We start from the raw sequence: 25,640 nt of genomic DNA on the forward strand, positions 1-25,640 counted from the left end.
ACTACTGAAGTAGTTTAAGTACGTTTTGTTGTACAGAGTTCGCTTGACTCATTGCATAACTTCCTGACTGTGCAAGAATGTTAAATTTAGAGAAGTTAGCTGATTCTGCAGCAAAGTCAACATCACGAATACCAGACTCAGCACTCTTAACGTTTACTTGAGTTACAGAGATGTTATTGATGGTTGAAGTGATTTGATTTTGAACAGAACCTAAATCTGAACGAATCGTATCAAGGTTTGTCATCGCTGCACTAACCGTATCAATAGCTTTCATAGCACCTTCAAGCGTCGTAACATCAATTTTTGAAAGGTTACTAAACACTGTATCACTTAAAGAAGCACTATTTTGATTTCCACCATTGGCTGCAAGTTTTGAATTTGCAGCAATACTACCAGCAGTGCCAGAGCCTTTAAGTAATGTCATATCATTCAATGTATAGATGTCAGCTGTCGTTGTAAGATCGGTTCCAAGAACTGTACCCGCTTTGATACCAACACCTGCATTACCTGCTTGAGCAGCTGTTAAGTCTTGAGTAATAAGTGTACCTGCTTTTAGCACTGTACCTGAAGCCAACAATGAACCCGCTTTAACAAGCATATCATCCTTCAGTGTGAGTGCATTTATAGTAACCTCTCCACCTAAAGAAGAACCTTCTTTAATTGTAGATGCACTTCCAAGAATCGAGCCCACTTTAAGATCAGTTGCTTGTGTCGTAGTATAACTAGCAGCTGTAACAACAACACTTTGACCAAGAACACTTCCCGCTGCTATTTGAGTGCCCGCAGCAAGCGTACTACCTGCTTTAAGAGTCATATCCGTTGCAAGTGTTGAACTAGAAGATAGTGTTATATCCGCTCCTATAACTGTTCCAGCCAATAAACTACTACCCGCACCAATTGTTGAGTTAGGAGTAGTTGCTTCCACACTGATCGTCATATCTTTAGAAAGAATGATAGAAGATGATAATGTTAAATCTTGAGTAAGTGTCATACCAGATTTGTACGTAGTTCCTGAAACTGTCATATCTTGTTGAAGCACTGTACCCGCATCAAATACTGTATTAGCGGCCAATGTTGAACCAGCTTTGACAAACATACTACTACTTAATGTAGTGTCACCACTTACAGCGATTTTTGAAGCAAGAACAGTATCTTTATTGATAATAGTACCAGCCGATAAAACAGAACCAACTGCCAAAGTCATATCAGCGGTTGATGAGTCTGTAACTAAACTCATACCTACCGTTGCAGTAAGAATTACACCTGTTTTTGTTCCTGCAGCAAGAGTACTACCTGTTGCAATAATACTGCCAATTGCCAAGACAGAATCTTGAACCATATTTGTAGTACCAGTCGTTGTGATATCCGCGCCAACCGCTTTACCAAGATCAGATCCTGTAATTTGGAAGGTTGAAGAACCTGCTTGAACAACTTCAAGATGACCAATAGTGCTCATTTTATCAGCTGTTGTTCCCATAACACCAGAAACATCGCCCGTAACACTAATCGCACGACCATCGCCTGTTGCTAATGTAATTTTACCATCAGCAGTTTTGGTAGCAGTAACACCTGTCTCAGTTGCTTTGTTATTGATTGCAGTAAGTAATGCTCCATCACTGTCATTAGCAGATACATTAATAGCACCGATATTGACACCATTAATAGCAAAGTCAGATCCGGTTGTTCCAGCGGCAATCGCAGATGCTGTTGTTGTTGAAACAACTGCTTTTGCTGTAATACCTGTCTCAGCACTGTGTTTATTAATAATGTCAGCTAAAGCACCAACGCCATTTGCTGGATCATTATTGGACAACAAATTCACTGATTCAAGTGTTATAGAGGCACCACTAATCGCGCTTTTCAATGTTAATTGATTTTCACCAGCAGCAACGGTAAGTGTTGCACGGCTCGTTTGACCAATTTGACTTGTCTCTGCAGAAGCAATAGAGGTTTTAATCGTCTCGTTTGCATTTGCTCCTACTTGGAACTCTTTGTTAGTAAATGTACCAGAAAGGAGTTTTTGACCGTTGAACGATGTTGTTTTTGCAATATTGTTCAAGTTTTCAAGTAGACGATTAATGTCTTTTTGAATTGCTAGACGAGAAGTAGAGTTTTGACCATCAGATGCTGCTTGTACAGATTTAGTCTTGATAGTATCAAGAATGTTTGAGTACTCGCTAAGCGCACCATCGGCAGTTTGAATCAAACCAATCGCATCGTTACCATTAGAGACTGCTTGACCAAGTGAGCTTGCTTGCGCACGAAGAGAGTTTGCAATAGCAAGACCTGAAGCATCATCTGCTGCTTTATTGATACGAAGACCTGAAGACAATTTGGCAAGTGAACTGTCCAAATTTCTGTTGTTGACTGCAGCACTTGTTTGTGCAGTAAGTGATGCAACGTTTGTGTTAATACGGAAACCCATGATAAATCCTTTTATCTTTTGTATTTCGCAGGCATCCTTGCCTTTGATAGAAACAAGATCGGAGTCTCAAAAAAAAACTTTAATCCAAGAGACTATTTTTAAAAAGATTCTTTTTTAGATAGAATACTCAAAAATGTTTACATGTAAAGATGGAAAATAAGTGAAAAATCTCATTATTGTCGAATCCCCGACTAAAGCAAAAACGATTAAGAATTTTTTAGGTAAAGACTATACAGTTGTCGCTTCTAAAGGACATATCCGCGATCTTCCCAAAAGCAGTTTTGGTATCAAGATCGACAACCAAACCTTTGTTCCAGAGTATCGCATTCCCAAAGATCATGCCGCTGTGGTAAAAGAGATCAAAGATCTTGCCAAAGTAGCTGATCAAGTCTATATCGCGACCGATGAGGACCGTGAAGGTGAAGCCATTGGTTTTCATATTGCCACGGCTATTGGAAAAGACCCGCAATCACTCCCACGTATTGTGTTTCATGAAATTACGAAAAATGCTATTACGCACGCTTTAGAAAATCCTAGAGTCTTGGATGCTAGTAGCATTAATGCACAACAAGCACGTCGTTTGCTTGACCGAATCGTTGGTTACAAGCTCTCGCCTCTACTCTCTTCCAAAATCCAAAAAGGCCTCAGTGCAGGGCGCGTTCAATCCTCCACACTTAAAATTGTAGTTGATCGCGAAAAAGAGATCAGAGCGTTTAAAGAAGAAGAATTTTGGAGCATTGACGCACTGTTTAATAAAACGATTGAATCCTCTTTGGTTGAATTTGAAGGCGAGAAAATCGAAAAAATGACAATTTCCAACACCGAACGTGCCCATGCAATTAAAGATAAACTTTTAAAGGAAACGTTTAAAGTAGCCCTTTTGGAGAAAAAAGAGCGTGAAAGCTCTCCAAGTCCAGCATTTATGACTTCAACACTTCAGCAAAGTGCTTCAAGTGCATTAGGATACTCTCCTAAAAAAACAATGATGATTGCACAAACCCTTTACGAAGGTGTGAAAACGCATCAAGGGGCTATGGGTGTCATTACCTATATGCGAACAGACTCTTTAAACATTTCTAAAGAGGCAATAGAAGCAGCACGTGATCAAATTAAAAAACATTATGGCGATGCTTATCTGCCTGAAAAACCACGTTTTTATGCCAACAAATCTAAAAGTGCTCAAGAAGCGCACGAAGCAATTCGCCCTACCATCTTAGAATTTACACCCCATATTGCTAAAGAGTTCCTCAAACCTGATGAACTGAAGCTCTATACATTGATTTACAACCGCTTTTTAGCGTCTCAAATGAACAATGCGCGTTTTGAATCTCAAACGCTTCTGTTTGAAAGCAACAGCGGTAAGTTTAAAGCAAGCGGTCGCAAACTCCTCTTTGATGGTTTTTATAAAGTCTATGGTGACAATGACAAAGATAAACTCTTACCAGATCTAGCACTTGGTCAAGAGGTAAAACTAACCAAAATTGACGCAAACCAACACTTTACAGAGCCACCATCACGTTATTCTGAGGCAAGTTTGATTAAAAAATTGGAAAGTTTAGGTATTGGTCGTCCATCAACGTATGCACCAACCATTTCGGTATTAACCGCGCGCGATTACATCACGATTGAGAAAAAGCAACTCATCCCAAGTGAAATAGCATTTAGTGTCACTGAACTTTTGGAAAAACACTTCCCTCAAATTGTTGACTCCTCTTTTACTTCTACCATGGAAGAAACGCTAGATTTAATTGCAGAAGACAAAGAAGATTGGCAAACAACCTTATGGAACTTTTATGAACCATTTGAACAACAAGTAGTCGCAGGCAAGACAAATATTGAAAGTCAAAAAGTCGTTGTTTTCACGGGGGAAATGTGTCCAGACTGTGGAAAAGAGCTTGTGAAACGAAAAGGTCGCTTTGGTGAATTTATTGCATGCAGTACCTATCCTACCTGTAAATACACTCAAAATATTAAAAAAGTGAGCGATGTAGCGCCAAAAGAGCAGATCACTTTAGCCGTACCATGTCCTGAATGTGGTGGTTCTATTATAGAGCGCAGCTCACGTAGAGGAAAATTCTTTGGATGTGGGAACTACCCAAAATGTAAATTTATTTCCAACCATGAACCAACCGATAAAAAGTGTCCAGAGTGTGGTTACATTATGTCAAAACGAGAACTTCGTAAAAAAGAGATTTTTGAATGCATTAAATGTAAACACAAAGAAGAAGCTTAAATACACTTTATTTATTTTAAAAACACCTCTTTGCCAAACCTAAGAGGTGACATGAGCCACAATGGCAAAAGTCTAAACCGATATGAAGGAATTTTACTGAATGAATAAATCAATTTTTTTATGTGCTATTTCAAACATCTCCAGTGGAAGCTGTGCGGAAGATTGTGGATTTTGTACGCAAAGTGCTCGTCACCATGTTGACATAGAGCGTTACAAATATAAACCAGTTGACCAAATTGTTTTTGAGGCAAACAATGCTGCAAACAATGGTGCTATTGGATTTTGCCTTGTTACATCAGGACTTGGACTTGATGATAAAAAACTCGCTTTCGTTTGTGAAGCAGCGCGTGCTGTTAAAGCAGAACTTCCTGACTTAAATTTGATTGCGTGTAATGGAATTGCGACTGTTGAGCAACTCAAAACGCTCAAAGATGCAGGTATCAACTCATACAATCACAACCTAGAAAGTTCTAAAACCTTTTATACTAAGATTTGTACCACCCATTCGTGGGAAAGTCGTTACCAAACCTGCATGAATGTTAAAGAAGTAGGTCTTTCTTTGTGCAGCGGCGGTATTTTTGGACTTGGTGAGAGCAAAGAGGAGCGTACTGCATTTATACAAAGCGTTAAGGCATTGAGTCCTGATACTATGCCTCTTAATTTTTACATTCAAAATCCTGCACTGCCATTGAAAGCTGCACCTTTAAGTGAAAAAGAAGCATTAGAAATTATTACTGAAGTAAGAGCAGCGCTCCCTCATACGAGACTTATGGTAGCCGGTGGACGTGAAACGACCTTTAAAAGCAAAGAGTGCGATATATTTGCAGCAGGTGCCGATGCTATCGTAATCGGTGACTATCTAACCACCAAGGGTGAGCTGCCTGCGAGTGATCGTGAGATGATCGAACGCTTGGGCTATGAGATTGCCACAACATGTCATGCGTAGCAGATTTACTGCTACGCTCTACCTAAAACTTTCAAACTAACTTTTATACTATTCTTCTCTCTAATATAATAATGCTTACAATTTATTAAGCAGGCAAAACAAAATTTGATATAATATTTTATTATTTAATAAAGGATGCGTATGAGTAAAGAGTCAGTTACCCTTATCGACAATCGTACGGGCATAGAGTATGAATTTCCGATCCTTAAGTCAACACTAGGACCTGATGTTGTTGATATTTCAACATTCTATGGTAGCACAGGTATGTTTACCTTAGATCGTGGTTTTACCTCCACAGCAAGTTGTAGGTCACGTATTACGTATATTGATGGTGATCTTGGTAAATTGATGTATCGTGGTTATGATATTGCCTATCTTGCAACCAAAAAATCATTCTTAGATACCGCTTTTTTACTCTTACACAAAGAGCTTCCTACTAAAGATGAATATAAAAACTTTTTAATGGAGCTCAAAAAGCGTTCCTTTATTCATGAAAGTATGCGTAAACTTTTTGATGCCTTTCCTGATAATGCACACCCAATGGCAATTTTATCAGCAGCTGTTTCTGCACTCTCAACCTTTTACTTTGATCACTTAGATATGGATTCACCGGAAGAAGCAAAAGAGATGGCACACCGTATTGTTGCTAAAATTCCAACAATTGCTGCCTTTTCATATCGTTATTCTCAAGGTCTACCTATCATCTACCCTGATTTAGATAAAGGGTTTACAGAAAACTTTCTTTATATGATTAGAGGCTATCCTCATCATCATATTGATCTCAAACCCATTGAAGTCAAAGCACTGGATACCATTTTTACCCTTCACGCAGACCACGAGCAAAATGCTTCTACCACTGCGGTTCGTGTCGTTGCATCTACGCATGCACACCCTTATGCAGCCATTTCTGCAGGCATTGGCGCCTTATGGGGACGAGCACATGGTGGAGCCAATGAGTCGGTTATTCGTCAACTTGAACTTATTGGAAGTGTTGATAATGTAGATAAATATATTGCGAAAGCAAAAGACCCTAATGATCCATTTAGATTGATGGGCTTTGGACATAGAGTTTATAAAAACTTTGATCCACGTGCAACGATTTTGAAAAATCTTCAAAAACAGTTGGTTAATGAGCTTTCGATTGACAGTGAATTGATGGAAGTTGCACATCGTATTGAAGAGATTGCACTCAATGATGAGTACTTCATTAAACGTAAACTCTACCCTAATATTGACTTCTATTCAGGTCTTATCTTGCAAGCACTGAAAATCCCTAAAGAGATGTTCGCCGTCATTTTTGTGATCGGAAGAACTCCTGGTTGGATTTCACAATGGCTAGAGCTTAAAGAGCAACCCGACATGAAAATTGCGCGCCCTCGCCAACATTACCTTGGACCACTTGAACGTACACCTAAATACGAGATATAACACTCTTTACATGTAAGGATTTTTCCTTACATGTAAAGCCTCTTTTTACTTCAACTTAATAATATAGCCACCCTTAAAAGCTTCTATATCATAACGATAATGTCCATCCAACAAAATAGCAATTCGATAAAAATCATCATGATCGCCAAGGGTTGCTGAAATAAAAGGAGCTTTTTTAAAATCCAATGTTCTCGTGGCATAAGAATTGACCTTTTTGAAATCAACAACCACTTTATAAGGATCCGCTATCAAAAAATCACGCACTTTAGTATCTTTGGTAAAAATAGTAATTTCATTCTGATTGATATAAAAAGAGAGATTATCTATCAATTTAAAGGTACTCCCCTCCACATTAGTATTCGGGGCAATAAGGCTTGTAATTTTTTCCTCTTTAGGGGCAGGTACTTTTTTTTCAGCACTTTTTTTAGAATCAGGAACATTCACAGGAAGCGCAATAGGAGAAGAGGCATTAGCATCAGCTTTTGCATTGCTTAAGATCAGGGGGAGATGCCAATCAATATTTTTTTCAATCCCAACAACTTCTTCACTAATAGATCCATCTAAATTTTGGAAAGTAACAGAAGCACTTTTTAAAATCCGCGCACTGCTTGGAAGGGTTAAACTAGCATTGACAAAATCTGTTCGCTCCTCTTTAATCTGTGTTGTTTGTCCAACGTCTTGAGGAGACATATTTGTCTCAAAAGGATTTTCTCTCGCCTCTAGTATCACTGCAAGAGATAGAAAAAGCCAAAGAATCTTCTGCATATGTTCTCCTTAATTTATCTATCGGGGTCCAACTGTCGTAACTCAAAATACTCTTTTTGTAATACAGCATTCTCTTCTTTGAGATTTTTTATTTTTACAGTTAAGGTGTCTTTGTCAGCTTGAAGATTTAAAAGCACGTCGAGTGAACTTTTACCAAAGAGAACATCACCAATATACAGACCAAATCCAACAACAATAACAGCTAAAGATAAAACCTTAAGATAAAAGAGAGCAGAGCTTCCACTCTCTTCGGCTTCTTCTTCAAATTCATCTAAAACTTCACTCATTTAATAAAGAGCTGTTTTCCTATGTACTCGCCAAATTCTAACTCTTTATCAATTTCTAATAAGCGGTTGTACTTAGCGGTTCGCTCACCCCTGGCTGTTGCACCTGTTTTGATTTCACCTGTATTAAGCGCTACTGCAAAATCAGCAATAAAAGCATCTTCGCTCTCACCACTTCGATGACTCATAACGCATTTGTAGTTATTACGTTGCGCTAAGCGTACTGTCTGCATTGTCTCTGTCACGGTACCGATTTGATTTGGTTTAATCAAAATCGCATTACCAATACCTTTTGCAATACCTTCACTTAAGATTTTTTTATTGGTTACAAATAGATCATCTCCAACCAATTGAACTTTTGAACCCAATTTTTCGGTCAAAAGTTTCCACCCATCCCAGTCATCTTCACTTAACCCATCTTCAATAGAAACAATTGGGTATTTTGCGCAAAGATTTTCATAGTAAGCAACAAGCTCTGCACTGCTAAGTGTTCTTTTTTCAGACTCAAGTCTATAACCACCGCCATCTGCTACAAGCTCGCTACTGGCAACATCTAATGCAATTGCAATATCAACCCCCGGTTTATAACCCGCTTTTTCAATCGCTTGCAGTATGACTTTGATGGGTTCTTCATTATCTTTCAAATTCGGTGCAAAACCGCCTTCATCCCCAAGCGCTGTACTTTCACCCATGCCTGCAATAACTTTTTTCAACTGATGATAGACTTCCACACAAGATCTTAATGCATCACCAAAATTTTCAAAGTTGAGAGGCATAATCATATATTCTTGAAAATCGACGCTATTATTGGCATGGCTACCGCCATTGATAATATTAAACATAGGCGTTGGAAGCGTCATAGCATTTGCCCCACCAAGATAGCGATAAAGAGGGATACCAAGACTTAATGCTGCCGCACGTGCAACGGCCATGGAAACGCCTAGCACGGCATTAGCTCCCAAGCGACCGTAATTTTCGGTACCATCCAATTTTAACATCGTTTCATCAATAAATGCTTGATTAAAAGGGCTAAGACCAATCAATTCATCCGAAATTTCCGTATTAACATTTTCACATGCTTTCAGTACGCCTTTGCCCATATAACGACTGTCCGCATCTCTGAGCTCTAACGCTTCTCGTTTTCCAGTGCTTGCGCCACTAGGAACTATGGCACTTGCGACAGTGCCATCACTTAACGTTACTTTTGCCCGAACAGTTGGATTTCCTCTACTATCTAAAACTTCGTCTGCCGCGATATCTTCAATATAGATCATTCATCTTCCTTTATATCATCAACGCCACATGCCATTACCATTGCATTGCCACTGATTGCTTGTTTTATTTTTTCCTCAATTTCTAACGATGTTTCTTTGTTCTCTTTTAAAAATGCTTTCACATTCTCGCGACCTTGCCCTAATTTTGTCTCATTATAGCTAAACCAAGCGCCGCTCTTATCGATGATATCCAGTTTTACACCATAATCAACGATCTCACCCTCTTTCGAAATACCTTCGCCGAACATAATATCAAACTCTGCTTGACGAAACGGAGGCGCCACTTTATTTTTAATCACTTTTGCTTTAACTCTGTTACCAATCTGCTCTTCACCTTGTTTCAATGTCGCAATTTTTCGGACATCAATACGCACTGAAGCATAAAATTTCAACGCATTACCACCTGTAGTCGTTTCAGGAGAGCCATACCCCATCGTACCAATTTTCATACGAATTTGGTTAATAAAAATAACCGTTGTATTCATTTTATGAACAACTGCTGTTAACTTACGAAGCGCTTGACTCATGAGTCTTGCTTGAACGCCCATGTGCGAATCGCCCATATCACCCTCAATCTCGCTCTTTGGCGTTAACGCTGCGACGGAGTCAATAACAATGACATCCACTGCGCCACTACGTGCCAATGTCTCCACAATATCAAGAGCTTGTTCACCAAAATCAGGCTGTGAAACCAAAAGGTTCTCGATATCCACCCCTAGATTTCCTGCATATTTAACATCCAGTGCATGCTCTGCATCAACAAAGGCACAGACGCCACCATTAGCTTGTGATTCTGCAATGATTTGAAGTGAGAGTGTCGTTTTTCCTGAACTCTCAGGTCCATAAATTTCAATAATACGCCCTTGAGGAATACCACCGATTCCCAGTGCAAGATCAAGTCCAATAGAGCCTGTGCTAATTGAAGCCATAGGCTCAACCACTTTATCCCCAAGTCTTACCAATGCCCCTTTACCAAACGCTTTGTCAATCTGTTTGATCGCAAGATCAAGTGCTTTTTTCTTATTTTCATCGATTTGCATTGTACTACCTCTTTTATAGTGTTAATATTTTATCATTTCGAGCTTGAAAAAGCCCTTTGAAGCAATTCTATACGATTTCTTTGAAAGCAGTTCAAAATATTTCAATATGGAATATGTTAAAATGATTTAAAATTTTCCAAGGATACTTTTGAAAACGATTACGGTAGCACATTCACCAGATGCTGATGATATTTTTATGTATTTTGCCATCAAATTTGGCTGGGTTAGTACACAAGGTTTGAGTTTCGAAAACATCGCTCTCGACATTGAGACACTCAATCTTGAAGCCTTAAAAAATAGTTATGATATCACCGCGATTAGCTTTGCTCTTTACCCTAAAATTCGCAGTGAATATGCCCTGTTACGCACGGCAGTGAGCTTTGGAGAAGGATATGGCCCAAAACTCGTAAAACGTAAAGAGACCAAACTCAAACGCAATTTTAAAGTCGCCCTCAGTGGAACCCATACAACCAATGCTCTTTTATTTAAAATTGCCTACCCTGAAGCACGTATTATCTATAAAAACTTTTTAGAGATTGAACAAGCCGTTATTGATGGAGAGGTGGACGCAGGTGTTTTAATTCATGAAAGCATTTTAAATTTTAGCGATACACTTGTGGTTGAGCGAGAATTGTGGGATATATGGAAAGAGCTTTGCAAAGAAGAGCTTCCTTTACCCCTAGGAGGTATGGCACTGCGTCGTTCTATGCCAATTTTACGAGCAATTGCCTGTGAAGATGCCCTCATTCAAGCTGTGGATGTTGCCCATACCCATCAAGGGCTTCTTTCTAAAATGCTGATTGAACGAAACCTCGTTCGCGTCGATCAAGCGACACTTAAAAAGTATCTTGGACTCTATGCCAATGAAAATTCGATCGACATGAGCGACATTCAATATCAAGCAATCGACAAACTCTTTGAACTTGGGTACAATCACGGTTTTTATGACCAACAGATTAAAGCGCGTGACTATCTTATTCCCAAAGAATACGAAGCATTGCGAAACAGCTAAAAAGGTATTTTATGGAAGCAAAACTCATCGGACTCGGTGTTGAAACGTTTAAAATAGCGCTTTATCTCTCCATGCCGATGCTCCTCTCAGGACTCATAGCCGGTCTTGCCATTAGTATTTTTCAAGCGGTCACCCAGATCAATGAATCCACACTGAGCTTTGTTCCAAAGATTCTTGTCACCATCGTTGTTGCTATTTTTACGATGCCATGGATGATGAACATGATGATTGAGTTTACAACGCGAATGATTGATATGATCCCTTCCTTTGTTTTTTAAATGACAAAATCGATTCATTTTTCGACCTATTCTAGCATCAAGATTGGTCCAACACTTGATGTTTTACTGCTTGATTCTATCACGCCACTTCCCAAAGCCTATAAGCTTATTGGTGGCGCAAACAACCTTTTGGTAAGCCCTACCCCACCTCCCCTTGCGATGCTAGATAAATGCTTTGATTTTATTCGTTTGGAAGAAACTGTTTTACATGTAGGCGGCGCAACGCCCAGTGGTAAAATTCTCTCCTTTGCAAAAAAGCACGATCTTGCAGGTTTTGAGCTGATGCAAAAACTCCCAGGAACACTGGGTGGCATGATCGCAATGAATGCGGGACTGAAAGAGTGGGAAATTTTCAATGACCTCATCGCTATTCGAACCGAGCATGGCTGGATAGAAAAATCAAAGATAGAACACGGCTACCGCTTCGCGAAAATCAAAGGCATTGTGTATGAAGCCACCTTTACATGTAAAAGCGGTTTTGATGAAAATTTGCTGGCCATGTTTAAAAAAATGCGCGACAATCAACCTAAAGAGCCTAGTGCAGGAAGCTGTTTTAAAAACCCAGAAGGACACTTTGCGGGAAAGCTTATCGAAGAGGCGGGCTTTAAAGGTAAACGTGTTGGCAATATGATGTTTAGCAACGTTCACGCCAACTTCTTAGTCAATCTGGGAGATGGTACGTATGAGGAAGCTATCACACTCATTACGGCGGTCAAAGAGGAAGTTTTCAAACGCTTTGGCGTGAAACTGGAAGAAGAGATCATTATTTTATAGCAACCAAAAAGGAATTTTCATGCAAAAAACAGCTTTAGTCACGGGTGGAAACAAAGGTATCGGTCTTGAAGTTACCAAAGCTTTTTTGGCGTTGGGCTACGATGTTATTGTCCTCGCGCGTGACTTTAAAAATTTTGAGCTATCAACACATCCAAAAATTAAAACCATCGCGTTTGATTTAGTGAAAGTCGATGCCATTCCTGCGCTGATTGCCTCACTTCCAGCAATTGATATTCTTATTAACAACGCTGGCATTATGTACGCGATTCCTTATGCAAACTACAAAAACGATCAAATTAACACCATGCTTAAAATCAACCTTGAAGCACCCGTGAAGCTCATTGAAGAGGTCGCCAAAACGATGCTTGAAAAAGGTGGTCGTATTGTCAACAATACCTCGATTGCGGGACAAATTGGGCATCCTGATATTTGGTATGGTATCACAAAAGCAGGATTGATCAATGCCACCAAAAGCTTTTCAAAAATCTTTGAAGGCAAAATCATCATCAACGCCGTTGCCCCAAGCCCCGTTACAACAGATATGCTAAACACCATTCCTCAAGCACGCCAAGAAGCCTTTTTAAAATCCGTCATTTCCAAACGATTTGCCATGCCTGAAGAGATCGCCAAAACCATTGTTTGGCTCGCTACGGAGTCGCCAGAATACATCAATGGCACGGTCATTGACATTAACAACGGATCGTTTCCACGTTAAGATTTTAAAAGAAAATATCTTTCGATGTGCTACGTACTTTTAAATCAGTTATGCTTACAAAAGAGCCTTTAGCATAGGCTTCGAGGGCACAGCGTCCAATCATCGCGGCATTATCGGAGCAAAATTCCATTTTCGCGGTATGAAGTGTCGCTTTTTTAGACATGCAAAATGCTTCGAGTTCGCCACGTAAATAGAGATTTGCACTCGCTCCACCGACAACACCAAAATGTTCAACCGGACGCTCTTTATACGCTTTTTTGATCTTTTGCATGAGGTGCGCCACAGCCACACGTTGAAACGAAGCGCAAATATCGCAGATGGTCTGTTCATCCAAATTTTCCTGCGCCTCAACGCAGAGTCTTACTTGGTTTTTAAGACCCGAATAGCTAAAAGCTAGTAATGAAGTGGAGGTACCTTGCAAAGGAATCGTAAAATCAAATCGTTTGGCATTGCCTTTTTTAGCATACGCCTCGATAAGCGCACCGGCAGGATAAGGAAGTCCCAACATTTTTCCTACCTTATCAAAACTCTCTCCAAAGCTGTCATCCATCGTCGTTGCAAGTAAGGTTATTTCCTCTAAACTCTTTACATGTAAAAGCTGAGTGTGCCCACCAGAGACCAATAAAACATCCATCGGAAAACGTATTTCATCTTCGATAAAAAGGGAGCAAATATGCCCTTTGAGATGATTAATACCAAGGAGTGGAAGATGAAGCGCAACGCTGAGTGCCTTTGCCATGCTAACACCTTCTACCAAGCTGACCGAAAGTCCTGGCTCATTCGTCACGGCAATTGCTTTGAGCTCCGCAAAATAGGGCTTCGCCTCTTCAAGTATTTTAGGAAGAGTCACCGCATGAAGGCGCGCGGCAAGTTCAGGTACAACACCACCATACTGTGCATGTTCCGCATCTTGCGAAATTTTTTTATGGAAGAGCAGTTTTTTATCACTTAAACGCGTAATCGCAATAGAGCTATCGTCACAGCTACTTTCAATGCTTAAGATCATCTAGACAATCTTCACGTGCCACGGCTCATACCGGACACCATCTCCATTGCCGATGGTATAACGTGTCGAAACATAAGAGAGTTTTTGTAAATTCCAAAACTCCTCTGTACGTGCAAAATTAGCGGTAAAGTTTTGACGTCCCCAGCCACGTTTCCCCACATCAAAATCACCTACCGAATGATAAGAAAATCCAGGGGGGACTAAGGAGCGTGTCGCAATAGTAATATTGCCATTTTCATTTTTAATTTTTTCCATATGAAGGCTGAGCTGCTTCATGACACTGCGAACACCCGATGTTAAAATCAGTGTTGGCCCAATATCTTTCATTAAACGCGTTAAAAGCTCTTGTGAAGTCTCTCGGTAGACATAATGCCCCGTACCATCAATTTTAATGACATCTTTTTCAGGAATACTATGGCTCAAATCTTCGACCGTTCGCTTCCCATAAAAACCATAGATTATAGGATCGGTATAGAAAATCTCTTCAATGTAGGCAATTTCAGCAGGTGTAAAGGCGCCTATTTTAGGATAGTTTTTAGCAATTTTAAGTGTTTCATCAAAAGAGATAAGATTAAAGTTAGCATAACCAACTGTTCGCTCAACCATATCAAGCTTTTTCATCACAGAGTCAAAAATAACTTTTTGCTCATCTTTAAGCCAAATGTCGGGATGTTTTAACTCATCAGCCTGTGCCAAACTTCCTACTAACGTTGCACCCATTAATCCTAAAAAATATCTTCGTTTCATACTCTGCCCTGTTTCATTGTTTCCTGTTATGATTATAACATGTGCATTTGATTTTTTAATAAAAGTTCTGCATCTGCGGCAGCTATAGGCTTACTAAAGAGATAACCTTGCATTAACTCACACCCACTACTATAAATAAACTCTTTTTGTCCTTGTGTCTCAACACCCTCTGCTAAGACTTTTAGCCCCAAACCGCGTCCAAGCTCAATGATTGTTCGAGCGATTGCACGATCTTCTCCACTCTCTTCTAGATTTTGAACAAAACTTTGATCGATTTTTAGCTTTGTAATCGGGAGTTGTTTAAGATACGCTAGCGAAGAGTGTCCTGTTCCAAAATCATCAATCGAAATATCGACCCCTAATTCTCGAAACCGTTTTAACAGTGCTATGGATTTGGTAGTATCTTTCATAATAAATCGCTCAACAATCTCCATTTCTATCCATTCAGGCTTACACCCACTCTCGCGTAAGCTTTGAATCATAAAAGAGACTAATCCAGCTTCTTCTAGCTGTTTTCCTGCAATATTAATCGCTGTTTTTCCAGGATCAAGCCCCATATCATACCAAACTTTAATCTGACGCATCACCTCTTTAATCACCCAATTTCCAATCTCAATGATGAGCTCACTCTCTTCTGCAATATTGATAAAATAGCCCGGTGCCGTCAAACCTCGTGTTGGGTGATTCCAACGAATAAGTGCTTCAAAGCCCACAATTTTTTCACTTTGAAGATTAATTTGGGGTTGATAAAAAATCACAAACTCATTCTTATCCAGTGCTTTACGCAAACTTTTTTCAATTTCAAGATGTTCATTGGTCTCTTGGTTCATCTCTTGATCGAAAAAGACATAACGATTGCGCCCTTTTGATTTAGCTTTATACATTGCGATATCAGCATTTTTTAGGAGTTTACTCGCCACTTCACCGTCATTGGGGTAAACGCTCACACCAATACTCATGGTAATTTTAAAACTCTCATTTCCTAAAAGAAAAGGTTCTTGAAAAGCAGAAACCAATTTTTTAATTGCAACAAAAATATCGCTGACATCTTTACACCCATCAAGCAATACAATAAACTCATCACCGCTTAACCGCGCTACCGTATCTGTCTCACGGACACTGCTTTTCATGCGTGTGGCGATTGTTGTTAAAAGAATATCACCTGCATCGTGTCCTAAAGAGTCATTGACGCTTTTAAATTTATCAATATCTACAAACATAACACCTAAAACTTTACCATCGCGACTCGCTTTTTTGATCGCTTGCGTGAGTCTGTCTTGTAAAAGATTACGGTTAGGAAGTCCTGTGAGCGTATCGTGTTCTACTTGATGGATTAAAAGTTTTTTCTGGTTTTTATTCTCGTCTTCAAGCGCTTTACGGATAGTAATATCGCGCACAGAGCAGTGTTGAATAATACCTTTGTCCATATGAATGGTTGTCATCATCACGCTAATCCAAAAAAGCTTTCCATCACACGCTCGCGCTTGCCACTCAAATTTATGGACGCTTTGTTGCGATGCCAAGGCATTCATCCACAAAGCTTTTTCATAAGAGCTCTGTTCATCTGGCTGAAATTCTGGTGAGAGATCTGCTAAAGTCACATTGATGAGTTCTTTTTTATCTTTGGCTTTGAACATCTTCATAATCGCTTCGTTACAGTCGACAAAAACACCCTCTTTCAACAACCAAATTCCATCGGCAGATTTTTGATACAGCGTTTCAAAAACCATTTTTTGCTCTCTTATTTGCTTGTTACTTAAGAGTAAGTGGTTTTCATAACGTGCTAGAACAGAACGAAGTTTTGTTGATATGAAAAACATAATTCCCATCACCAAAAGCATAATAATTAAAGAGACTGCCAACATGTTAATAATCGTTGACTGCATTTTATCTTTAAGGATCTGTTCTTGCTCTAACATCGCATTATTTTCTTCATACAAGTATGCACCCGTGCCGATCACCCACCTAAACTGTGGAATTGCGCGAATAAAAGAGACCTTGCTACGATCTTGTGCCGTAGGATGATAAGAGGCAACATAACTCATAAAGAAGCCTTCAGGATTGCGCTTACCCCCTTCGACAATATCTTTGATAATAAATTGATGATTGGTGACAACGTCCAGTCTATTTTTACCGACCAGCGAATGATCGCCATGCGAGATGGTATTGCCATCATAATCATACGCGAAGATATAGCCATACTCGCCATACTTTGTATTCAGAAGCAGTTTTTGAGTCTCTTTTTTGATTCGCTCTCTCAGCTCATCTTCATAACGCCCACTGGCAACATAGATATTTAAAGGAGCAAATTGCCTAGCATAGCCTATTTTATTACGAACTTTTGCATCTTGGGGATTTTTCCAAGGATAAATCAGCGAAAAAGCTTCCTCTCTTTTTAACCGTTCAATTCCCTCTTTAATATAATATTGGCCTGCAGCATCTTGTGCATCAATAAAATTTTTCCCTTCTAGCTCTTTATTGGCACCATGCATGATGCATGTTCCATCCAAACCAAAAATGACATAATACCCACTCAGATCGTTAAAAAAGCGCGTATCTCTTAACTTTTTTTTAATTTTTTCTAAAATTTGATCTCGCGGAAGGTTGGGGTTTTCAATGTAAATATCATTAATACTTTTATAGGCAAAATTGACAATGTTTTTAACTTCATCTTTCGCTTCATTCATCAAAAATTTTTCATTTTCATTGATATAGTCGATCAGTTTATCAATGCGTTCTTGCGCTTGGGCTTTAGAGCGTTTCACATAAGCAACACGTGTGTTTTCAAGTGATTTATAATACTCAGCACGCTCGGCAGAGATAATAATCGCCAAGGTAATTGAAAAAGTGAGTAGAATGGCAAAGGCAGGTAAAAAAACAATCCATTTGGTAATATTTTGTTTTTTTAAGCTTAACAATTCATACTCCAGTTGGGTTATTTTATAGTTATTACTTTATCAAAAAATTCTAAAATTTTGCCTACCCTTGCCTGCCATAAACGTGAAAAAAGCATTTTTTCTTCCGCATTGAGTGTTTCAGTAAGTAACTTTTGCATCAAAGGTTGCATGAGCGGGTCAACCTCAATACAACTAGGATTATATGCAATATCCACAAATTCATCCGTATCCATCCGCTGTATTCTTACATGTAAAGGTATTTGAGCATTAAAAAACATCAAATCTGTGCGTTTGTGATGAGCCCCTAAACCTTTAAATCCCCAATGATCGGTTGCTCCTGTTATCAGGGAAAAGACATTCGCAACGACACCTGTTGTTCCTTCTTTTTGCGCCTCTTTAAAGAAAAACTTTGATGCCACCTCGCTTGGGTATCGCGTTAGGATAAAGTGCTTTAAGCCCTTCTCTTACCATCAAATAAGCGCCTGCAATCGTTGGACAACTATGCCCTGCACTTTTGACAACATCTAAATAACTAAAAATAATTTCTCCCTTTTCAAAAGCACCTAACACTTCCGAGAGAGGGTCATACAGTGTGATGGTTTCTATCGTATCAAAAAAAGTAGGGTATTTCATTGTGACTCCTTCGTATGATGAAAAGATTTTAACGAAAATAAAAAAGAATGTCATTGATTTAAATTGTGTTACAATAAACTGATAATAACGATAAAAACAAGGGTGCAGATGCAAGCATTTTGGAATGAAAAATTTCAAACAAACCATTTTATCTACGGTGAAGCACCCAATAATTTTATTAAAGAGAACAGTGACCTTTTGCTTCAAGCAAAAAAAGTGCTTTGTTTGGGTGAAGGAGAAGGGCGTAATGCCATTTTCTTAGCCGATAAAGGCCTTGAAGTCGAAGCTTTGGATGCTTCAGATGTAGCACTTTTTAAACTACGCAAACGTGCAAAAGAGCATTATGTCTTTATCAAAATTCGTCATACACTTTTGGAGTATTGGCAACCTGACACGCTCTATGATGCCGTTATCTGCACCTATCTACATCTCGCCAAGCCCTACCAAAAAATGCTTTTTGAAAAATCGGTCGAAGCGCTTGCTCCTCAGGGTTATTTTATTGCCGAATTTTTTAGTGAAAGCCAAATCCATTTCGAGAGTGGAGGGCCAAAAGATCTTACTTTTCTCTACGATGTCAATGATATTCTAGATACGGTAACAAACCTCTCTTGCAAAATTTTGAAACTGGCGCAAGAAGTTGTTACCCTAAATGAAGGAGATAAACATATCGGACGGGCAAGTGTTATTCGCATTATCTTACAAAAAACAGCTTAGCGCTCAATTGTTCCATAATAGCGACTTCGCTCCAAATTTTCAACCCATTTATAATCTGGATCGTCCCCTATTTTTGCCCAGTAAAGCACGCCAGAATTGCGCCACGGGTCGATCAAAATACCCGTACGAAATGGCGCACCTTTCGCAACAACGACGACGGAATTGTGTTCATTAAATTCACCCTTGTTTGCCACACCCCAACGCAAATCAAAACTTTGGTATTTTAAACCTTTCAGATGGGTGATCATATCTTCACTCCACTGATAGCAAAGACCTCGATCTTTCAGCCCCGTATTAATCAAAAAATTATGAAACGTTGGTGGATAGACAAGCCCATAACGTTCCGCTAAAATTTGAGGGTACAGTAACGATTCATAGGCAAACATACGCGCTTCTTGGTAGTCAACATCGGGGCTTAACTGTGTCAGTTCTGTTGTGAGCGCGGAGACGTCACTTGGCATTACATGTAAAGAGTCTTGTTTGGCACTGCACCCACCTAAAAGAAGTGTAAACACGAGAAGAAAAAGAAACTGTTTCATACTTTTTTGACTTTAAGATTGATTTTGACGATTTCACTAGGCGCCATAATACGCACCGCTGGACCCCAAAAACCCGCACCATTACTGACAAAGACTTGTGTGTGCTTTGAGTGCTGATACAGACCACTTAAATAAGGCTGATCAAGGAGTACCAAAAGACCAAAAGGAAAAATCTGTCCCCCGTGTGTGTGACCACTAAGAATCAGATCAATCTTTTCATCGGTCATCTCTTTGACAATTTTAGGTTGATGGGAGAGCAAAATTGTTGGCAATTCTGGCTTTACATGTAAAAGTGCACGCTTTAGATCAGGTGGCTCAAAATCAAAACGTTTGCCAGACATATCCATCACACCCGCAAGATTAATCGTATGATTGATGACAATAGAACGGTTGGAAAGAACATGAACGCCCAAAGTGCGAACATACTCCATAATTTTATGAACCCCGTAAAAATACTCATGATTTCCCGGCACATAGTAAACACCCAAACGACTCTGAATGGCGCGCAAAGAGTCAAGTTTGTCACCAATTTGATTCACCGGCATGTCAATCAAATCACCGGTAATGACAACCATATCCGCATCTAAAGCATTTACTTGCTTCACCACAGCATCCATAAACGATTTTCCAAGGGTTTTGCCGATGTGCACATCCGTAATCTGAACAATGCTGAGCTCTGATTCCAACCCATCAATAAAAACATCGACCTCTTTAATGCGCGGTGCTTTCATACCATTAAGAAAGCCTTTAGCAATGTACGAAAATGCCAAAATAAGCATCGTAACATCAAATACCATTTTGATAAACAATCGTCTGGAATAATCATGTGGGATTTTGGCATAAGGAATATGAAAGAGATCGTAAAGTATCGCCACACAAAACAGCATAAACGAGACACCGATCATCGCCGAGAAGAGTGTGTATAAAATGGGGTCAAGATTGTCCAAACGAAGGACTAAGAAGTAGCATATTTCGCACAGGGTAATGGCGATCATCACCCATTTGATCACACCTTGAATCTTGAAAAACAGATCCAAGCGTTTGAGAAAACGCTTGTAACTGTAAAAATTAATAAGCGATAAAACTGCAATAGCCGCAAATGCGAACGAAAGACGAAACATACCCTATTTTCCTTACTTAAGACTCTCAAAATAACGCTTACTCTCAGCCGAAATGACACGAGAGAGAAGTAACAGCGCTATAAGGTTTGGAATTGCCATCATACCATTCATAAGATCTGAAAAATTCCAGACAAACTCAAGTTTCAGCATCGAACCGACCATCACGCCTACAATAAATAAAACACGGTATAAACGAATAAATCGCTCACCAAAGATGTACTCAAATGCTTTTTCACCGTAATAACTCCAACCCAAAATCGTCGAATAGGCAAATAAAACGGTTGAAATCACAACCACGATTCCACCAAATGTGCCTAAGTAAAGCTGAAAGCTCTGCATTGTCAGTGCACTTGGACTCACCCCTTGTTGCCAAAATGGCGAGATCAAGATAATGAGTGCGGTCATCGTACAAACCACTAAAGTATCAATAAATGTTTGGGTCATGCTGACTAAGGCTTGACGTACAGGGTCGTTTGTTTTAGCTGCCGCTGCCGCAATAGGCGCTGAGCCAAGACCTGATTCATTGGAAAAGACACCACGTGCGACACCGTAACGAATAGCTGCTGCCATCGTAGCGCCTACAAATCCACCACCCGCAGCAATCGGGCTAAAGGCATAATGAAAAATAAGACCAAAGGCATCACCTAATTTATCAAGGTTCATGGCTAAAATAATCAAAGAGACAGAAACATATGCCAAAATCATGAACGGAACAAGAAATGAAGTAAAGTTACCGATTGATTTAATGCCCCCTAAAATGACCACGGCTGTTAGGGTTAAAAGAACCACACCTGTCACCCATGTTGGGACGGCCATTTCACTGCTTAAAATCTGAGCGACTGCGTTGGCTTGTGTCATATTACCAATGCCAAATGCTGCAATGGCGGTAAAAATAGCAAATGCCATACCCAGTTTCGGCATATTAAGCCCATACGTAAGGTAGTACATTGGTCCACCCTTAAAGCCGTGATGATGCCCTTTTTGACGGTATTTCACCGCTAAAACGGCCTCAGAGTATTTCGTTGCCATTCCCACAAGTCCTGTCATCCACATCCAAAAAACAGCGCCAGGACCACCCAGTGTAATCGCTGTAGCGACGCCAACGATGTTACCAATACCCACCGTTGCGGCGAGAGCTGTCATAAGGGCGGCAAAGTGACTGATTTCGCCCTCACCATCACTCTCTTTGTGGAAAATAAGTTTTAACGCATGTGGCAATGCCCAAAACTGCATACCTCGTAAAATAATCGTCAAATAAAGACCTGTACCTACTAGCAATACAAGCATTGGGGCACCCCAAACAATACCTGAGAGCGTCGCTACCAATTTTTCAATCATCTCCATCTATCTTCCTTAATTTCTTTATTGTTCACTGATATGATGCCCTTTGGGCAATACTAAATTAAGTACAATACCCACAATCGCACCTAAACCAATACCGCTAAATGCAACGCCACCCATATCAACGACCATTCCACCAATGGCTAACACCAAAATCATAGAGACAATGATCATATTGCGAGGGTCATTCATATCGACTTGCTCTCTCACCATCGTTCCCAAACCAATGGAAGCGATAATCCCAAAAAGAAGTAGCAAAATTCCGCCCATAACGGGGACTGGAATTGTGGCTAAAAGTCCTCCCAATTTACCTACAAAGGCTAAAAGAATCGCAAACAGTGCCGCCCACGTCATAATGGCAGGGTTGAACGCTTTGGTAATCGTGACCGCACCAGTCACTTCAGAATAGGTTGTATTAGGGGGGCCACCGAGCATAGAAGCTGCTGTTGTAGCAATCGCGTCACCTAAAAGCGTGGTTTTCAAACCGGGTTTTTTCAAATAATCGGTTTTGGTGACATTGCTGATGGTTAAAATACCACCGACATGCTCTACCGCTGGGGCAATGGCAATCGGTAAAATGTAAAGAATCGCTTCAAGATTCCACTCAGGAGTTACAAAATTCGGTATGGCAAACCATGCCGCTTTCGCCACTGAATCAAAACTGACAATACCTAAAATCAACGAAACCACGTACCCTGCAATAATACCACACAAAATAGGCAATAATTTCAGCACACCTTTCCCTAAAAGCGCTACCAAAAGCGTCACGATCAACGCTGACATCGAAACCATCATCGCTTGATGAAGAGGAACCAACACCATCGCACCATCGCCCGTTTTTCCCATTGCCATATTGACGGCCACAGGTGAGAGAATCAACCCAATCGTCATAATAACAGGCCCTACCACGACAGCGGGAAAAATCTTATGCAAAAAGTCTGAGCCTTTAATGCGCACGAGGATACTTAAGAAAAAATAGAACAAGCCTGCCGCGGCAAGCCCACACAACGTACCTGCTAATCCCCATGTTTTAAGCCCATAAATAATCGGCGCAATAAATGAAAAGGATGACGCCAAAAAGATGGGAGGAATCTGTTCACGTGTGGTCAGTTGAAACAAAAGCGTTCCAAGACCTGCGGTGAAGAGCGCAACATTGGGGTCTAACCCTGTCAAGATTGGCACTAAAACCAATGCGCCAAAAGCAACAAATAAGAACTGCAACCCAATAATGCTGTCCTTAAACCTAAAATTGTAGTCTGTTTTGTGTAACATCAATACCTCTCTTTGATTCTATTTTTACACGCTTTTGGGGCAAAGCCCGAAAAGCTACGCTGCACTGGGCACTAAAGCTTGCCTCGTACGAGGCAGAACTTATCTCTTATCCTCTTTACATGTAAAATATTTCACTCACATTTTAACATCTCTACGTTTGGGGCAAAGCCCGAAAAGCTACGCTGCACTGGGCACTAAAGCTTGCCTCGTACGAGGCAGAACTTATCTCTTATCCTCTTTACATGTAAAAAGTCATTCACACTCATTTGTAACATCTCTATTTTTTGGGGAAAAGTCCGAGCAGAACGTATCTTCCAACCCTTTTACATGTAAACCTAAAGGGCTAAGCAGTAACGCCTCACTTCGCGGTCGATCTCAAAGACCTCATCTAAACTTTTAGGAATTGCATCTTCAAAGTGTCGATAGGCTTTAATCGTTCGTTCGGCTAGTTCTAAAATATTAATCTCTTGATTAAAAAACTTCGCAATACCCACTTCATTGGCAGCATTGATGACAACACCACGTGTTGGGTTGGCAAGAACATCGTCTTTAATCTCCCAAATAGGATAACGTACCGCCTCAATAGGGCGGAAAGAGAGAGAACCAATAGATGCTAAATCAAGGGAAGGTAAAATAGGCTCTTCCACTTCACCTACCAAAGCAAAGGCAATGGGAAGTTTCATATCCGCAACCGCTAAATGAGCTGTGGTGCTACCATCTTTAAAATTTACAAAGGCATGTATTAGGGATTTTGGTTCGATGATGGCATCGAGTCTATCAACACCAAAAAGCCATTTAGCTTCTAAAAGCTCAAAAAGCTTGTTGGTCATCGTCGCACTATCAATGGTTATCTTTGCGCCCATACTCCAATTGGGATGTTTAAGGGCGTCTTGAAAGGACATCGTTGAGAGTTTTTCAAGGGGAGTATCTCGAAAAGCACCCCCACTTGCCGTAATGGTCATACCACTTACGGGGCGTTTTCCTAAAAGATACCACAAACCAAAATGTTCACTGTCAATGGGGGTAATATGAGAGGTATCCAACAGATGCCCAGCAACCACGAGGGATTCTTTATTGGCAAGTGCCAAACGTTTTCCAAGTCGCAATGCTTCGATGCTAGGAGCCAACCCCACAAATCCAACCAAAGCATTGACAACCAAATAACTCTGTGTTTTTTGTAAAAGCTCTAAAATACCCTCTTTACCAACAAATACATTGGTGTGATTGACTAAAGTACGATCTTTCGCGTCACTAATGGCGACATATTTTGGGTGGTGCTCTTTAATTTGTTCATTGAGAAGTCCAATATTTTTACCCGCAACAAGGGCTTCCACCGTAATACCAAAACGTTTGGCAATGATCAGCGCATTGACGCCAATGGAGCCTGTTGATCCTAGGAGTACCACTTACGCGAGCCCTCGAAGCAGGATGACCATGACCACGCCACCAAAAAGGTAACCATCAAGTCTGTCTAACATGCCACCATGTCCTGGAAAGAGCGTGCCACTATCTTTTAGCCCCGCCTCTCGTTTGAGATAACTCTCAAAAAGATCGCCAAATACAGATGCCACAGAGGTCACAAATGCAATGAAAGCTGAAAGCCACAATGGAATCAAAAACGTTCCATACAACGCACCCGCCACTGTTGCGATCACCACGCCGCCGATGACACCTTCGAGTGTTTTATTGGGTGAAGTTGGAGAAAAAGGTGTTTTACCAATGCTTTTACCCACGCAATACGCCCCCGTATCGGTAAGAGCTACAACGATCACGAGCCATACCAAAACGGACATACCGAAATCGTGGTAAAGAGCGTAGAGAAACAGCATCGAAACCGAAGGGTATAAAAAAGGTGCAAGAAGTTTATAATTCACATTTTTAGTGTAAGCCATAACAGCTAAAAATCCAATCAGTGCTAAATAGATCAAATCATCAGGATTGGGATAGACAAATGCCGCTAACCATAAAAGAACCGCATACACATACAGTTTATTGTCTTTGACATCAAAAAGGTTCATTGCCTCATAAAAAGCGAGTAAATACATAGCACCAAGAATGAGCCATGTGAGGAGTGCGTTGTTTAAAAATGCGACCACTATAGCAAATGCGAGCATCACGAAGCCCGTGAAAACGCGCTGCTTATTTGATTCGTAGAGTGCTTTAAAGTTCATAGGGACTCTTTTAAGGATGTTGTCT

The 25,640-nt window shown here is 40.2% G+C and carries 24 protein-coding genes; 8 read left to right on the plus strand and 16 right to left on the minus strand.

Features of this window, described 5'->3' with window-relative positions:
* Position 1 precedes the first annotated feature (1 nt).
* Positions 2-2,425 (minus strand): flagellin N-terminal helical domain-containing protein, encoded by a 2,424-nt coding sequence (locus FA584_RS13680; RefSeq protein WP_167749833.1) that lies wholly within the window; start codon positions 2,423-2,425, stop codon positions 2-4.
* A 160-nt stretch (positions 2,426-2,585) separates the two neighbouring features.
* On the opposite strand from FA584_RS13680, the gene topA reads away from it, so the two are divergent.
* The 3 genes from topA to FA584_RS13695 all read left to right on the plus strand — a co-directional run bounded on the left by topA (position 2,586) and on the right by FA584_RS13695 (position 7,032).
* Positions 2,586-4,658: a type I DNA topoisomerase gene (gene topA, locus FA584_RS13685; protein WP_167749834.1), complete on the plus strand. Its 2,073-nt coding sequence runs from the start codon at positions 2,586-2,588 to the stop codon at positions 4,656-4,658.
* A gap of 100 nt (positions 4,659-4,758) precedes the next feature.
* Positions 4,759-5,604: a biotin synthase gene (locus FA584_RS13690; RefSeq protein ID WP_167749835.1), complete on the plus strand. Its 846-nt coding sequence runs from the start codon at positions 4,759-4,761 to the stop codon at positions 5,602-5,604.
* A gap of 141 nt (positions 5,605-5,745) precedes the next feature.
* Positions 5,746-7,032, plus strand: a complete 1,287-nt coding sequence (locus tag FA584_RS13695) for a citrate synthase (protein ID WP_167749836.1) — start codon at positions 5,746-5,748, stop codon at positions 7,030-7,032.
* 45 nt (positions 7,033-7,077) lie between these two features.
* On the opposite strand, the gene FA584_RS13700 is transcribed toward FA584_RS13695, so the two are convergent.
* Genes FA584_RS13700 through recA form a run of 4 tightly spaced genes read right to left on the minus strand, consistent with a single transcriptional unit; the run spans position 7,078 to position 10,389 of the window.
* Positions 7,078-7,797 carry an AMIN domain-containing protein gene (locus FA584_RS13700; RefSeq protein WP_167749837.1) on the minus strand — a complete coding sequence of 240 codons (720 nt, stop codon included), beginning with the start codon at positions 7,795-7,797 and terminating at the stop codon, positions 7,078-7,080.
* A gap of 14 nt (positions 7,798-7,811) precedes the next feature.
* Positions 7,812-8,084: a septum formation initiator gene (locus FA584_RS13705; protein ID WP_096047689.1), complete on the minus strand. Its 273-nt coding sequence runs from the start codon at positions 8,082-8,084 to the stop codon at positions 7,812-7,814.
* Entirely contained in the window at positions 8,081-9,355 is a 1,275-nt protein-coding gene (gene eno / locus FA584_RS13710) for a phosphopyruvate hydratase (protein ID WP_096047690.1), read from the minus strand. The genes FA584_RS13705 and eno overlap by 4 nt, the downstream gene beginning before the upstream one ends.
* Positions 9,352-10,389 carry a recombinase RecA gene (recA, locus tag FA584_RS13715; RefSeq protein ID WP_191342104.1) on the minus strand — a complete coding sequence of 346 codons (1,038 nt, stop codon included), beginning with the start codon at positions 10,387-10,389 and terminating at the stop codon, positions 9,352-9,354. Before recA ends, eno begins: the two co-directional genes overlap by 4 nt.
* Positions 10,390-10,543: 154 nt before the next feature.
* Between recA and FA584_RS13720 the strand changes: the two genes are divergently transcribed.
* From FA584_RS13720 to FA584_RS13735, 4 genes are read left to right on the plus strand one after another with little or no spacing between them, the layout of a single operon-like run.
* Entirely contained in the window at positions 10,544-11,407 is an 864-nt protein-coding gene (locus FA584_RS13720) for a menaquinone biosynthesis family protein (RefSeq protein ID WP_096047691.1), read from the plus strand.
* A gap of 11 nt (positions 11,408-11,418) precedes the next feature.
* On the plus strand, positions 11,419-11,685 hold the full coding sequence (gene fliQ, locus FA584_RS13725) for a flagellar biosynthesis protein FliQ (RefSeq protein ID WP_087439725.1): 267 nt from the start codon (positions 11,419-11,421) through the stop codon (positions 11,683-11,685).
* The gene (locus FA584_RS13730) at positions 11,686-12,459 is read left to right on the plus strand and encodes a UDP-N-acetylmuramate dehydrogenase (protein WP_096047692.1); all 774 of its coding nucleotides are present in this window, start codon (positions 11,686-11,688) and stop codon (positions 12,457-12,459) included.
* A 19-nt stretch (positions 12,460-12,478) separates the two neighbouring features.
* Positions 12,479-13,174 carry an SDR family NAD(P)-dependent oxidoreductase gene (locus FA584_RS13735; protein WP_096047693.1) on the plus strand — a complete coding sequence of 232 codons (696 nt, stop codon included), beginning with the start codon at positions 12,479-12,481 and terminating at the stop codon, positions 13,172-13,174.
* Positions 13,175-13,178: 4 nt separating this feature from the next.
* Here FA584_RS13735 and tsaD read toward each other — a convergent pair whose 3' ends face one another.
* From tsaD to FA584_RS14585, 5 genes are read right to left on the minus strand one after another with little or no spacing between them, the layout of a single operon-like run.
* Positions 13,179-14,180 (minus strand): tRNA (adenosine(37)-N6)-threonylcarbamoyltransferase complex transferase subunit TsaD, encoded by a 1,002-nt coding sequence (gene tsaD / locus FA584_RS13740; protein WP_096047694.1) that lies wholly within the window; start codon positions 14,178-14,180, stop codon positions 13,179-13,181.
* Positions 14,181-14,927: a M15 family metallopeptidase gene (locus tag FA584_RS13745; protein ID WP_167749838.1), complete on the minus strand. Its 747-nt coding sequence runs from the start codon at positions 14,925-14,927 to the stop codon at positions 14,181-14,183.
* 32 nt (positions 14,928-14,959) lie between these two features.
* The gene (locus tag FA584_RS13750) at positions 14,960-17,845 is read right to left on the minus strand and encodes a bifunctional diguanylate cyclase/phosphodiesterase (RefSeq protein ID WP_167749839.1); all 2,886 of its coding nucleotides are present in this window, start codon (positions 17,843-17,845) and stop codon (positions 14,960-14,962) included.
* A 17-nt stretch (positions 17,846-17,862) separates the two neighbouring features.
* Positions 17,863-18,243, minus strand: a complete 381-nt coding sequence (locus FA584_RS14580; RefSeq protein WP_228448571.1) for a hypothetical protein — start codon at positions 18,241-18,243, stop codon at positions 17,863-17,865.
* The gene (locus tag FA584_RS14585; protein ID WP_228448572.1) at positions 18,221-18,457 is read right to left on the minus strand and encodes a hypothetical protein; all 237 of its coding nucleotides are present in this window, start codon (positions 18,455-18,457) and stop codon (positions 18,221-18,223) included. The genes FA584_RS14580 and FA584_RS14585 overlap by 23 nt, the downstream gene beginning before the upstream one ends.
* Before the next feature lie 108 nt (positions 18,458-18,565).
* Between FA584_RS14585 and FA584_RS13760 the strand changes: the two genes are divergently transcribed.
* A complete protein-coding gene (locus tag FA584_RS13760; RefSeq protein ID WP_167749840.1) occupies positions 18,566-19,171 on the plus strand; it encodes a class I SAM-dependent methyltransferase in 606 nt (201 codons plus the stop codon).
* Here FA584_RS13760 and FA584_RS13765 read toward each other — a convergent pair.
* The 6 genes from FA584_RS13765 to FA584_RS13790 all read right to left on the minus strand — a co-directional run bounded on the left by FA584_RS13765 (position 19,168) and on the right by FA584_RS13790 (position 25,615).
* Complete coding sequence (locus tag FA584_RS13765) at positions 19,168-19,710, minus strand: hypothetical protein (RefSeq protein ID WP_167749841.1); 543 nt, start codon at positions 19,708-19,710, stop codon at positions 19,168-19,170. The two genes, FA584_RS13760 and FA584_RS13765, sit on opposite strands and share 4 nt — an antisense overlap.
* Positions 19,707-20,831, minus strand: coding sequence for a metallophosphoesterase (locus tag FA584_RS13770; protein WP_167749842.1), 1,125 nt, complete (start codon positions 20,829-20,831; stop codon positions 19,707-19,709). Before FA584_RS13770 ends, FA584_RS13765 begins: the two co-directional genes overlap by 4 nt.
* Before the next feature lie 12 nt (positions 20,832-20,843).
* Positions 20,844-22,175: an alanine/glycine:cation symporter family protein gene (locus tag FA584_RS13775; protein ID WP_167749843.1), complete on the minus strand. Its 1,332-nt coding sequence runs from the start codon at positions 22,173-22,175 to the stop codon at positions 20,844-20,846.
* 18 nt (positions 22,176-22,193) lie between these two features.
* Positions 22,194-23,444 (minus strand): uracil-xanthine permease family protein, encoded by a 1,251-nt coding sequence (locus tag FA584_RS13780; RefSeq protein WP_167749844.1) that lies wholly within the window; start codon positions 23,442-23,444, stop codon positions 22,194-22,196.
* Positions 23,445-23,779: 335 nt separating this feature from the next.
* A complete protein-coding gene (gene dxr / locus FA584_RS13785) occupies positions 23,780-24,850 on the minus strand; it encodes a 1-deoxy-D-xylulose-5-phosphate reductoisomerase (RefSeq protein ID WP_167749845.1) in 1,071 nt (356 codons plus the stop codon).
* Complete coding sequence (locus FA584_RS13790) at positions 24,851-25,615, minus strand: phosphatidate cytidylyltransferase (protein WP_096047704.1); 765 nt, start codon at positions 25,613-25,615, stop codon at positions 24,851-24,853.
* Positions 25,616-25,640 lie beyond the last annotated feature (25 nt).

This window comes from Sulfurospirillum diekertiae (genome assembly GCF_011769985.2).
Taxonomy (GTDB): domain Bacteria; phylum Campylobacterota; class Campylobacteria; order Campylobacterales; family Sulfurospirillaceae; genus Sulfurospirillum; species Sulfurospirillum diekertiae.